The sequence below is a fragment of the Streptomyces sp. NPDC037290 genome (genome assembly GCF_055603245.1).
The window spans coordinates 183,661-196,003 of record NZ_JBVJVZ010000009.1 but is presented as its reverse complement, the minus strand read 5'-3'; the positions used below and the strand labels follow the sequence as shown (position 1 = coordinate 196,003).

The window sequence follows — 12,343 nt, the reverse complement described above, 5'->3', positions numbered from 1 at the left end:
CTAGATGATCAGTGAGAGGAGCAGGACCAGGCCGCCGGCGACCACCGAGATGATCGTCTCCATGACCGACCAGGTCTTGATCGTCTGCCCGACACTCAGCCCGAAGTACTCCTTCACCAGCCAGAATCCGGCGTCGTTGACATGGCTGAAGAAGAGCGAGCCGGCGCCGATCGCGAGGACCAGCAGGGCGGCGTGCGTGGTCGACATGTCCGCCGCGAGCGGTGCGACCAGGCCCGCGGCCGAGACCGTCGCCACCGTCGCCGAGCCGGTCGCCAGCCGGATCGCCACCGCGATCAGCCAGGCCAGCAGCAGCGCCGGGATCGACCAGTCCTTGGAGACGTCCAGAATCATCTGGCCCACGCCGGAGTCGATCAGCGTCTGCTTGAAGCCGCCGCCCGCGCCGACGATCAGCAGGATGCCGGCGATGGGCACCAGGCCCTTCTCGACGGTCTGCTGCAGCCGCTCCTTGCTGAACCCGGCGGGCCGGCCCAGCGTGAAGAAGCCGACGATCACGGCGGCGAGCAGCGCGATCAGCGGGGAGCCGATGACGTCGAAGACCCGCTGGGTCCGGTTCGCGGGGTCGTCGACGACGATGTCCACCAGGGCCTTCGCCAGCATCAGCACCACCGGCAGCAGGACGGTCGCCAGGGTCGCGCCGAAGCCGGGGCGGCGCTCCAGCTCGTCCGAGGCGCGCTGCGGCAGCATCCGGTCGGGCGCCGGGACGTCCACCCAGCGGGCCGCGACCTTCGAGAACAGCGGACCGGCGACGATCACCGTCGGAACGGCGACCAGGATGCCGAGCGCCAGGGTCACGCCCAGGTTGGCCTTGACCGCGTCGATCGCGACCAGCGGCCCGGGGTGCGGCGGGATCAGACCGTGCATCACGGACAGGCCGGCGAGGGCCGGGACGCCGATGCGCATCAGGGAGTAGTTGCCGCGCTTGGCGACCATCAAAACGACCGGGATCAGCAGCACGATGCCGACCTCGAAGAACAGCGGCAGGCCGATCACGGAGGCGATCAGGACCATCGCCCACGGCATCGCACGGCCCCCGGCCTTGGCGAGGATCGTGTCGACGATCTGGTCGGCACCACCGGAGTCGGCGAGCAGCTTGCCCAGGATCGCCCCGAGCGCGATCAGGACACCCACGCCGGCGACGGTGGAGCCGAGCCCGGTGGTGAAGCTGGTGATGGTCTTGTCGAGCGGTGCTCCGGCGACCGCCCCGAGCACCAGTGACCCGATGGTCAGGGCCAGGAAGGCGTGCAGTTTGAACTTGGTGATGAGCAGGACGATCACGGCGATGCCCACCAGGACGGCTATGCCCAGCTGGGCGTGTCCGGCGGAGGTGATCGGCGGAGGTGCGTCCGCTGCCAGCACCTCGACGCTGAGTCTGGTCACGGGGGTTCCCTTGCGGTTACGGGGGACGGGGGTGAGGTGTTACTCGGATGCGAGGGGAAGCGCGTCCAGTGCCCGCACGGCACGTTCGGTGATCTCCTGCGGGCTGCCGCTGACGTCCACGGCCACTCCCGCCTCGTCCGGCTGCAGGGGCTGCAGCGCGGCGAACTGGGAGTCCAGCAGCGCGGTCGGCATGAAGTGCCCCTGGCGCTGCGTCATTCGCTCCTGGATCAGCTTCCGGTCGCCCGTGAGGTGCACGAACACGACTCCGGGAGCGGCGGCCCTGAGCCGGTCGCGGTACGACCGCTTCAGGGCCGAGCTGCTGACCACCCCGCCCAGCCCGGCCCGTCCGTGCGCCCAGTGACCGATGGCGTCCAGCCAGGGCCACCGGTCGGCGTCGTCGAGCGGGGAGCCGGCCGACATCTTGTCGATGTTGGCCTGCGGGTGGAAGTCGTCGCCCTCGGCGTACGGGACGCCCAGCCGCGCGGCGAGCAGGGGACCGATCGTGGTCTTGCCCGTCCCCGCGACGCCCATCACGACGACGACCTGGGGGGTTCGCATGTACTGCCTCGCTGTCTTCCTCGACATCCGACGCCACGGCGGCGTCGCCACACTGAAACCCATTAGGTACGACGAATTCAAGACTCTGTGACGTTTAAGTCTGACTTTTTGACTCTGTGATCCACGCCGTACGCTGAGTGCATGACCACACCGGGCCGGGGGCTGCACGGCCATGTACTGGACACCCTCGGCCCCGCGATCACCGCGGGCGAGTACCCGCCGGGCAGCGTTCTGCGCACGGACGAACTCGCACAGCACTTCGAGGTGTCACGCTCCGTGATGCGCGAGGCGGTCCGCGTGCTCGAGTCCATGCACCTGGTCGAGTCCCGCCGCCGGGTCGGCGTGACCGTCCGCCCCAAGTCGGAGTGGAACGTCTACGACCCGCAGGTCATCCGCTGGCGCCTCGCGGGCGCCGACCGCCCGCACCAGCTGCGCTCGCTGACCGTGCTGCGCTCGGCCGTCGAACCCGTCGCGGCCGGCCTCGCCGCCAGGCATGCCACGGCGGAGCAGTGCGCCTCACTCACCGAGTGCGCACTCGGCATGGTGGCCAACTCACGGGGCCACAAGCTGGAGCAGTACCTGGTCCACGACATCGCCTTCCACCGGGCCATCCTGAACGCCTCCGGCAACGAGATGTTCGCCCGGCTCGGCGACGTCGTCGCGGAGGTCCTGGCCGGCCGCACCCATCACGAGGTCATGTTCGAGGACCCCGACCCGGCGGCGGTCACCCTGCACGTGCAGGTCGCCGAGGCGGTCCGCGCGGGCGACGCGGCCCGCGCCGAACAGCTGACCAGGGAGATCACCGCGGGCGCCCTCCAGGAACTGGACATCCTGGCGCCCTAGTCGGCGCCCGTCAGTCCAGGAACTCCCCGTCCACGTACACCCACGCCCCGTCCACCCGCTCGAACCGGCTCCGCTCGTGCAGCGAACCACCCCGGTAGGAGGCACGGAAGGTCACCGAGCCCGCGCTGTGGAAGGCGGACCCGTCGGCGGTGTCCAGGATCTCCAGGCCCGTCCACTTCATCCGGGGGTCGAGCTCCAGCCGCTCGGGCCGGGTCCGCGGATGCCAGGTGCGCAGCAGATACCCCGCGTTCCCCGTCACGAACGCGCTGTACCGCGACCGCATGAGCAGTTCGGCGGTCGGCGCGCTCGCGGATCCCGCGTGGAAACGGCCGCAGCAGGCGTCGTAGGGCTGGGACAGCCCACAGGGGCAGGTGCGCGAGGTCATGCCTGACATTGTGCCCGTACCAGGGGAGGCGTCCGCGGGGGGCCAGGTGCACAGTGGAAGGGCAGCCCAGCCCAGGGAGGTGCATGATGACCCGACCCATGTCCAGCCATCCCCCGGCCATCAAGGAATGGCGGCTGAACCTGTATCTCTCCGAGCACGACCCGGACACCACCGCCCGGATCGTCCTGGACACCGGCGACAACGTCCTGGAGAGCCATGCGGAGGCCCGACGCAACCCGTACGACCCGGACGTACCGGAGATCGGCGACGAACTCGCAGCCGGACGGGCGCTCATCGCGATGGGCCGGATCCTGCTGCGGGCCGCGAACGGGGACATCAAGGCGGTGGGAGCGGCCGACACCGAGAACGCCACGCCGCTGTGGCTGACCCGGGAATGACCACCCTCACCGGCCCTTGCGCAGGAACCGGCGCAGCCGGGTCAGCGGCCAGGTGTTGACGACGTCGTCCCGGGTGAGCCAGCCGCGCTGCGCGGTGCCCACGCCGTAGCGCAGCTGCGCGAGGTGCGGGACGGAGTGCGCGTCGGTGTTCACGGCGAACTTCGCCCCGTGCTCCTTCGCGCGCAGGATGTCCTCGTCGCGCAGGTCCAGACGGTCCGGCTGGGCGTTGACCTCCAGCGCGGTGCCGGTGCGCGCGCACGCGGCGAACACCTCGTCCCAGTCGGCGTCGACGCCCGGCCGCTTGCCGAGCAGCCGGGTCGTCGGATGCCCGATGACGTTGACGTACGGGTTCTCGCAGGCCCGCACCAGCCGCCGGGTCATGGCCGTGCGGTCCAGGTCGAAGTGCGAGTGCAGCGAGGCCACACACAGGTCGAAGCCGGCCAGGAACTCCGCGGGCCAGTCCACCTCGCCGTCCGGATCGATGTTGAGCTCCGTGCCGTGCAGCAGCCGCATCCGGTGGTGGGAGCCGTCCAGCTCCCGCAGCCGCTCGCGCTGGGCGAGGATCTTCTCGTCGGTCATGCGCTGCATGTACAGGCGGGGAGCGTGGTCGGTGACCGCGTAGTACGCGTAACCGCGTTCGGCGGCGGCCGCGACCATCTCCTCCAGCGGGGCGAGCCCGTCCGTGAGGTCGGTGTGGGTGTGCAGGTCACCGCGGATGTCCTTCTCGGTCAGCACCTCGGGCAGCTCGCCGTGCAGGGCCGCCTCGATCTCCCCGCGGTCCTCCCTCAGCGCAGGCGGGATCCACGGCAGCCCGAGCCGGGCGTACACCTCCTCCTCGGTGCGGGAGGCCAGCGAGTCACCGCTCTCGGCGTCGAACAGGCCGTACTCGGAGAGCTTCAGTCCCTGGTGCACGGCGATGGTGCGGGTACGGATGTTGTGCGCCTTGGAGCCGGTGAAGTACTGCATCGCGGCACCCCACGACTCCGGCGGAACCACCCTCAGGTCCACCTGGAGCCCCTTCGCGGTGCGGATCGAGGTCTTCTTCGAGCCCCGCGCGATGACCTCCGCGGTGGCCGGCAGCTCGCACAGCGCCGCCATGAACGGCTCCGACCGCTTCGCCGCGACCAGCACGTCCAGGTCGCCCACGGTCTCCCGCATGCGGCGCAGCGAACCGGCGTGGTCACAGCGCCTGCAGCCGGTCACCCCGGACAGCTCGGCGACGATCGCCTCGGCGGTGTCCAGGGCTAGCGACAGCGGCACCCGGGCGCCCGCCCGCTGGAGCAGTTCGATGCCGTGCCGGATGTTGTCCTGCGTCTTCTCGCCGAAGCCCTTCAGATCGGCCAGCGCGTCCGCCTCGATCGCCGCGGCCAGCTCGCTCACCGACGAGATGTGCAGGTCCTCGTAGAGCCGCAGCGCCTTCTTCGGGCCCAGCGTGGGAATCGTGATCAGCTCCCGGACCCCCGCGGGGATCCTCGCCCGGCGCTCCTCGACCACCGCCATCTTCCCGGTGCGCAGGTACTCGATCACCTTGTCGGCGATCGACCGGCCAACGTTCGGGATCTCCTTCAGCCCGTCCGCGTCCAGTTGCGCGATGTCGGCCGGATACCCGCCGATGGCACGGGCCGCCTTCTCGTAGGCGCGCGCCTTGAAGGCGTCGCCTCCCGTGATCGCGATGAGGTCCGCGTACTCCTGGAGGAGCGCCTCGACCTCCTCATTGGGCCGGGCCACCCCTCAAGTCTAGGGAACCTCGCGGAGCACCGGCAGCGGCGGCAGCTGCGTCCCGTGCACCCACGTCTCGAACAGCCCGTCCACCGGCTCGTCCGCGAACCGGGCCACGTGCTCGGTGAACGCCGCCGTCGTCACCGACCCGTTCCGGTGCAGCCGCACCCAGGCGCGCAGCATGCGGAAGAACGCGTCGTCGCCCAGCGCGCAGCGCACCGCGTGCAGGGCCAGACCACCCCGCTCGTAGAGCCGGTCGTCGAACATCGCCCTGCGGCCCGGATCGGACAGCCTGAGGTCCTGCGGCAGCGTGGACAGCAGCCGGTGCGCGGCGGCGGCCAGCTGCTGAGCGCCGCGGCCGCCCGAGCGCTCGGACCACAGCCACTCCGCGTACTTGGCGAAGCCCTCGTTCAGCCAGATGTGCCGCCAGTCGGCGATGGACACGCTGTTGCCGAACCACTGGTGCGCCAGCTCGTGCGCCACCAGCCGCTCCGAACCCCGCGCCCCGTCCACGTGGTTGGAGCCGAACAGCGACAACCCCTGTGCCTCGACCGGCACATCGAGTTCCTCCTCGGTCACCGCGACCGCGTACTCGTCGAACGGGTACGGCCCGAACAGCTCCTGGAACAGCTCCATCATCGCGGGCTGCCGTGCGAAGTCCCGGGAGAACCGCGGCAGCAGATGGGCCGGGATGTGCCCGTGCTGCGGCACACCGCCCGGCCCCGGGTCGCCCAGCAGGACCGTCTGGAACCTGCCGATCGCCAGGCCGACGAGATAGCTGGACGTGGGCGCGGACTGCTCGTACACCCACGTGGTCGTCGAGGCCTTCGTCGTACGGGTCAGCAGACGCCCGCCCGAGACCACCGCGTACGCGGACGGTGTGGTGACCGAGATCAGGTACGACGCCTTGTCGGCGGGCCGGTCGTTGCACGGGTACCAGGACGGCGCCCCCACCGGCTGGCTCGCCACCAGCGCCCCGTCCGCCAGCTCCTCGAAGCCGAGCCCGCCCCAGGGGCTGGGCACCGGCCGGGGATTGCCGGACCAGTGCACCTCCACGGTGAAGGCGGCCCCGGCCCGCAGCGGCTTGACCGGTTTCACCCGCAGCCTGCCGCCCCGGTGCGTGTAGTGCGGCTGCCGGCCGTCCACCCGTATCCGGCCGATCCTGAAGTCCGCCAGGTTGAGCTGGAACTCGGCGAGCGGCGCCGGGCCGGCGATGGCGTTGATCCGGGCCGTGCCGGACAGCCGGTTCGGGCCCGGGCGGTAGTCCAGCGCGAGTTCGTAGCGGTGCACCCGGTACCGGGCGTCACCGTTGTCCGGGAAGTACGGGTCCGGACCGGCCGACTGCTGAACTGCCACTGCTGTGTCTGCTCCCTGCGCTGTGCCACCACTGCGTGCCGGTGCCCCGCGCACCGGCCCCTCGCGGCCCGCGCTCAGGAACGCCATGCCTCGATCGGGTTGCCGAGCCAGCGGGTGTCGTCCGGGACGGACTCCGCGGCCATCACCAGCGACGCGGGACCCAGGGTCGTACGGGCCCCGACCGTGCTGCCGGGCAGCACGATCCCGCCGGGCCCCAGCGTGGCGCCCGCACGGAGGACCACAGTATCCGTCCGCAAGATCCGGTCGTGGAAGAGGTGTGTCTGCAGCACGCAGCCCCGGTTGACGGTGGCGGCGTCCTCCAGGGTCACCAGATCCGCCTCGGGCAGCCAGTAGCTCTCCACCCACACGCCTCTGCCGATGCGCGCGCCGAGCCCGCGCAGCCACGCCGTCATCACCGGCGTCCCCGGCACGGCCCCGGCCAGCCACGGCACCGCCAGCACCTCGACGAACGTGTCCGCCAGCTCGTCCCGCCACACGAACGAACTCCACAGCGGATGCTCCCCGGCCCGGTGCCGGCCCACCAGCAGCCACTTCGCGACGACGGAGACGACCGCCGCGACGCACCCCGCCCCGAGCAGCACCCCACCCGACAGCGCCCACGCCCACGGGCCCAGCGCGCACAGCGCCGCCACCGTCGCCGCGGCCAGCGCCGCACTGCACAGCACCGGCACGATCCGGCACAGCTCCACCAGTCCGCGCGCCCACAGCAGCCGGGCGGGCGGCTCATAGGTACGGCTCTGATCCCCGCCCGCGGCACTGCGCGGCAGCTTCACCGGCGGCAGCCCCAGGTACGAGGTGCCCTTCTTCGCCTTCTTCGGCGTCGCCGACAGCACACCGACCAGGCCGCCGTCCGGCACGCTCCGGCCCGGCGCGGTCATCCCGGAGTTCCCGAGGAAGGCCCGCCGCCCGATCTGAGCACGCCCGATCCGCACCCAGCCGCCGCCCAGCTCGTACGGCGCCGTCAGGGTGTCGTCGGCGAGGAACGCCCCGTCGCCGACGGTGGTCAGGCTCGGCAGCGCGAGCACGGTGGACACCTCGGCGCCCCGCCCGATCCGCATGCCCAGCAGCCGCAGCCACACCGGCGTGACCAGCCCCGCGTACAGCGGGAACAGCGTCTCGCGGGACCGGTCCATCAGCTGCGTCACGGTCCACGCCTGCCAGCCGACCCGGCTGTGCGTCGGATGCGTGCCCTCCCGCAGCCCCAGGCTGAACAGCCGTACGCCGACGAGGATCAGCAGGGCGTACGCCAGCCCGTAGGCGAGCGTGGCCGGGACCAGCCCCAGCGCCGCCCCGCGCAGGGCCTGGACCAGTGAGCTGCCGGGCGCCACGAAGACCCCGGCGACCAGCAGCGCGGCGACCCCCGCGAGCAGCGGCAGGGCGCCGAGCCCGAGGCCCGCCACGCCGTACATCACCCGCCAGTACGTGCCCCGCCGCGGTCGCTCCTTGGGCCAGTTGCGCTTCGCCTTGCCGAGCTTGACCGCGGGCGCGCCCACCCAGCGCTGACCGGTCGGCACCTGCCCGCCGACCGCCGAGCCGGGTGCCACCTCGGCGCGCTTGCCGACGCGGGCGCCCGGGAAGAGCACGCTGCGGGTGCCGACGGTGGCGTGCGCGCCGACCTTCACCGGGCCGATCTCCAGCCGGTCGCCGTCCAGCCAGTACCCGCACAGGTCCACCTCGGACTCGACGGCCGCGCCCCGGCCCAGTCTGAGCATGCCAGTGACCGGCGGCAGCGAGTGCAGGTCCACGTCCTGGCCGACCTTGGCGCCCAGCGCCCGCGCATACCGCTCCAGCCAGGATCCGGTGAGGGCGGTGGCCCCGCTGACCTCGGCCAGCCGTTCGGCGGTCCACAGCCGCAGATGCACGCTCCCGCCGCGCGGATACCGTCCGGGTGCCAGGCCCCGCAGCAACAGCCGTGCCCCGCCCGCCGCGAGCGCGATCCGGCCGGGCGGGGTGAAGAACAGCAGCGCACCGGCCGCCACCAGCCACCAGGGCGCGGTCGGCAGCCAGGCGTGGGCGGGCAGCAGGTTGCCGAGGGCGGCCAGGACCAGCGTCCAGCGCAGCCCGAGCAGCGTGGTCAGCGGGACGAGCAGGAAGAGCTGCAGGACCTGGGCGCGCAGCGGCACCCGCGCGACCGTCCGCCGCGCGCCGTCGTCCTGCGCCGAGGCCTCCAGCCGCCGGGCCAGCTTGCGCAGCGTGGGGTGCTGGTAGATGTCGAGGACGGCGGCGCTCGGGTAGCGGGTGCGCAGCCGCGTGGTCAGCTGGGCGGCGGCAAGGCTGCTGCCGCCGATCGCGAAGAAGTCGTCGCCGGCACCGGTCACCGCCACGCCCAGCACCTCCGCCCACTGCTCGGCGAGCCAGGCCTCGGTGCCGTACAGCTCGGCCCTCGGGGCCTCGACGCCCTCCAGGGGCCAGGGCAGCGCGTTCCGGTCCACCTTCCCCGACGTACGGGTCGGCAGCTCGGCGACGGGCGCGAGCAGCGGCACCAGCGCGGCGGGCAGCGCGGCGCGCAGCTTCTCGACGGCGGCCGCCCGGTCCCAGCCGTCCTGGGTGACGACGTAACCGACGAGGAGCTGATTGCCGCTGCGGGCGGTGCGCACGGCGGCCGCGGCTCCGGCGACCCCGGGCAGGGCCTGCAGCGCGGCATCCACCTCACCCAGCTCGATCCGCCGCCCGCCCAGTTTGATCTGCTCGTCGGCCCGCCCGAGGAAGACCAGCCCCTCCGGATCCGCCCTGACGAGGTCACCGCTGCGATAGGCCCGCTCCCAGCCCAGCGACTCGAGCGGCGCGTACTTCTCCGCGTCCTTCCCGGCGTCGAGATACCGCGCGAGCCCGACCCCGCCGATCACCAGCTGCCCGCTGCCACCCATCGGCACCGGCTCCCCGGCCTCGTCGACCACGGCCAGCTCCCAGCCGTTCAGCGGCAGCCCGATCCTGACGGGCTCCTCACCGGTCATCAGCGCGGCACAGGCCACGACGGTCGCCTCGGTCGGCCCGTAGGTGTTCCACACCTCGCGCCCCTCGGTGACCAGCCGCTGCGCCAGCTCGGGCGGACACGCCTCGCCACCGAAGATCAGCAGCCGTACGTCGTTGAGCGTCTCGGGCTCCCAGAGCGCGGCCAGCGTGGGCACGGTCGAGACGACGGTGATCTCCTGCTCGACCAGCCAGGGCCCGAGATCGGCACCGCTCCTGACCTGCGAGCGGGGCACGGGCACCAGACAGGCGCCGTACCGCCAGGCCAGCCACATCTCCTCGCAGGACGCGTCGAAGGCCACGGACAGACCCGCCATGACCCGGTCGCCGGGCCCGATCGGCTCCTCCGTGAGGAACAGGGCCGCCTCGGCGTCCACGAACGCGGCGGCGCTGCGGTGCGTGACGGCGACACCCTTGGGCTTCCCGGTGGACCCGGAGGTGAAGATGATCCAGGCGTCGTGCCCGGTGCCGGGACGGGCGGCGGGGGCGCCGGGAGTGCCCTGGACGGTGAGCGAGTGCCCGGCCCCGATGACGGCCCGCACCTCCGCCTCCCCGAACACCAGCTCGGCCCGCTCGTCCGGGTCCTCGGCGTCCACCGGGACGTAGGCGGCGCCGACGGCGAGCACGGCGAGGATCGCGACGTACAGCTCATTGGTCCCGGAGGGCACCCGCACCCCGACGCGGTCCCCGAGCCCCACACCGGCGGCCGCGAGCCGCCGCCGCAGCCGCTCCACCTCGCCGGCCAGCGCACGGTAGCTGAGACTCGTCGTACCGTCGTCCAGGGCGGGCTCGTCCGGATGGGACCGCACGGTCGCGTCGAAGACATCGACCAGCGTGCGCGGCGAGGCCGCGGGCCCGGCGGAGAAGCGTGCGCTGTCGCCGAACTGCGTGCGGATCTCTTCGTCGAGCAGGCCGAGAGCACTGCTCTCGTCTATGGCTGCCATCGGGTCCTCACGGTGGGTCCGGCTGGGTAACAATGAGTAACAAGCCGGAAATATTAGTACGACGTTAGGGGCCGCTCCTTCCTCCAGCCGCCCGGGAGGACCGTCCGGGTGACGGAAGCGCGCCGACCCCTGCCCGCTGACCTGCGGATCTTCTGAGCGCACGAGACATGCCCCACACACACCGTCAGGGGCCGGACACAAGCTGTTCAGGGTGCCTTCAGGAGAGCTGCGACGGTGCGGCGCACCTTGGAGACGACGTCCTCGTCCCCGAGGCGCAGCGCCGTGTTGGCCGCGCAGAGGACGGAGTCGATCTGGAAGACCGCGAGGTCGATGTCGACGTCCGCGACTTCACGGGCCTCGACGGCGCTGCGCAGCTCCCTCTCGATGGTGTCGAGCCATTCCCGCTGATGGCGGAGCAGGGCGTCGCGGACCGCTCCCGGCCTGCTGTCGAAACGGGCGATGTTGGCGACGCGGAAGCAACCGCCTTCGAACAGCGGGGCTGTGGCGTAGTCGATCCAGTGCTCGACCAGGGAACGCAGCCGTTCGGCCCCGGGAGCCGCTGACCTCGCCGGACGGACGACCGTGTCGATGAACAGGTCGCGTGCGTAGTCGATGGTCCCGAGCTGGAGCACTTCCTTGGACCTGAAGAGCGTCTGGATGCCCGCCTTGCTCATGCCCGTGTCGGTCGCGAGACGGCCGAAACTCACGTCGTCCAGCCCGTCGAGTGAGGCGATGTCGACGGCGCGCCGCAGTACGATCTCGCGCGCCCGCGCACCTCTGAGCAGGCGCTTGTCGGTGATCGAGGCCCTGTCCGCACGCGTGGCGAAGGCCCGCTCCTCAGTGCCCATACGGCCGAGCGTACCTTTTTGTGTGTTCCGCCCCGCCGGCCCGGCGCTCAGGGGGTGCGGTGCGCGAGGGTGGCGGCCAGTGCCTTGACCATCTCGCTCGCCATGACGGCCTGGCCCGACGTGGAGAAGTGGATGCGGTCCCCGCTCAGCAGGTTCTCCCGCGCGTTGACCGGGTGGTCCCACATGTCGACGACGACGGCGCCGTACTCGCCCGCGAGGGCGCGCGTGATGTCGTTCAGCCTGAGGACGCGCTCGGTCCAGTCGGGGAAGACCGGCACGACGTAGGAGCGGCCGAGGGTGAACGTCGTGAGCCGGGCGCCCGTCCGGGCCGCCAGGTCGTACATCCTGCGCATGTTCTGCTCGATCTCGCCGAAGTCCGGTGCGCGGCGCACGAGGTCGTTGGCGCCGCAGGGGATGTGCAGCAGGTCCGGGGCGAAGTCCCGCATGCCGTCGAGCTGGTGGTGGAGGGTGTCGGCCGTGGTGGCGCCGATCACCGCCGCGTTCAGGTAGGCCAGATCGGGCCTCACCTGCCGCAGGATGTGCGCGAACCGATCGGCCCAGCCCTGGTCGCCGTAGCCGGCGGTCCTGTCTCCCGTGCCCGCGGAAAGGCTGTCTCCGATCACGCCGTAGCGCCGCCAGGGGGCGTCGAAGAGCATCGCCGCGGCGTCGACCGTGGCCAGGCAGAACGGGTCGGTCTCCTCGGTGAGGGGTGTCGAAGGCATGGAACAAAGAATGCGGTCGGTCGTATGTAGTGTCAAGGTGCCGCCTGGGCGCGCGACAACGCAGCGGGGGGGGGGGGGGGGGGGGGGGGGGGGGGGGGGGGGGGGGGGGGGGGGGGGGGGGGGGGGGGGGGGGGGGGCCGAAACAAAAAAAGAAGACCCAGACCACCTGCGCGACTGCTTC

The 12,343-nt window shown here is 72.0% G+C and carries 10 protein-coding genes; 2 read left to right on the top strand and 8 right to left on the bottom strand.

All coding sequences use genetic code 11. The annotated features are described in order from the left end of the window. Both ACZ7HQ_RS28850 and ACZ7HQ_RS28845 read right to left on the bottom strand, forming a co-directional pair. Entirely contained in the window at positions 1 to 1,398 is a 1,398-nt protein-coding gene (locus ACZ7HQ_RS28850; protein WP_470995804.1) for a GntP family permease, read from the bottom strand. Between the two features lie 39 nt (positions 1,399 to 1,437). Beyond that, complete coding sequence (locus ACZ7HQ_RS28845; RefSeq protein WP_470995801.1) at positions 1,438 to 1,956, bottom strand: gluconokinase; 519 nt, start codon at positions 1,954 to 1,956, stop codon at positions 1,438 to 1,440. 141 nt (positions 1,957 to 2,097) lie between these two features. Between ACZ7HQ_RS28845 and ACZ7HQ_RS28840 the strand changes: the two genes are divergently transcribed. Then, the gene (locus tag ACZ7HQ_RS28840; RefSeq protein WP_470995798.1) at positions 2,098 to 2,799 is read left to right on the top strand and encodes a FadR/GntR family transcriptional regulator; all 702 of its coding nucleotides are present in this window, start codon (positions 2,098 to 2,100) and stop codon (positions 2,797 to 2,799) included. Positions 2,800 to 2,809: 10 nt separating this feature from the next. On the opposite strand, the gene ACZ7HQ_RS28835 is transcribed toward ACZ7HQ_RS28840, so the two are convergent. Continuing rightward, a complete protein-coding gene (locus ACZ7HQ_RS28835; protein WP_470995795.1) occupies positions 2,810 to 3,184 on the bottom strand; it encodes a YchJ family protein in 375 nt (124 codons plus the stop codon). Positions 3,185 to 3,270: 86 nt separating this feature from the next. On the opposite strand from ACZ7HQ_RS28835, the gene ACZ7HQ_RS28830 reads away from it, so the two are divergent. After that, entirely contained in the window at positions 3,271 to 3,582 is a 312-nt protein-coding gene (locus ACZ7HQ_RS28830) for a dsRBD fold-containing protein (protein ID WP_470996173.1), read from the top strand. Positions 3,583 to 3,588: 6 nt separating this feature from the next. On the opposite strand, the gene polX is transcribed toward ACZ7HQ_RS28830, so the two are convergent. The 5 genes from polX to ACZ7HQ_RS28805 form a co-directional block, all read right to left on the bottom strand. Then, positions 3,589 to 5,310, bottom strand: coding sequence for a DNA polymerase/3'-5' exonuclease PolX (polX, locus tag ACZ7HQ_RS28825; protein ID WP_470995792.1), 1,722 nt, complete (start codon positions 5,308 to 5,310; stop codon positions 3,589 to 3,591). A gap of 9 nt (positions 5,311 to 5,319) precedes the next feature. Beyond that, the gene (locus tag ACZ7HQ_RS28820) at positions 5,320 to 6,657 is read right to left on the bottom strand and encodes a M1 family metallopeptidase (protein WP_470995789.1); all 1,338 of its coding nucleotides are present in this window, start codon (positions 6,655 to 6,657) and stop codon (positions 5,320 to 5,322) included. A gap of 74 nt (positions 6,658 to 6,731) precedes the next feature. Beyond that, on the bottom strand, positions 6,732 to 10,592 hold the full coding sequence (locus ACZ7HQ_RS28815) for a Pls/PosA family non-ribosomal peptide synthetase (RefSeq protein WP_470995786.1): 3,861 nt from the start codon (positions 10,590 to 10,592) through the stop codon (positions 6,732 to 6,734). Between the two features lie 206 nt (positions 10,593 to 10,798). Then, positions 10,799 to 11,440: a TetR/AcrR family transcriptional regulator gene (locus tag ACZ7HQ_RS28810; protein ID WP_470995783.1), complete on the bottom strand. Its 642-nt coding sequence runs from the start codon at positions 11,438 to 11,440 to the stop codon at positions 10,799 to 10,801. 47 nt (positions 11,441 to 11,487) lie between these two features. Continuing rightward, entirely contained in the window at positions 11,488 to 12,162 is a 675-nt protein-coding gene (locus ACZ7HQ_RS28805; RefSeq protein WP_470995780.1) for an SGNH/GDSL hydrolase family protein, read from the bottom strand. Positions 12,163 to 12,343 lie beyond the last annotated feature (181 nt).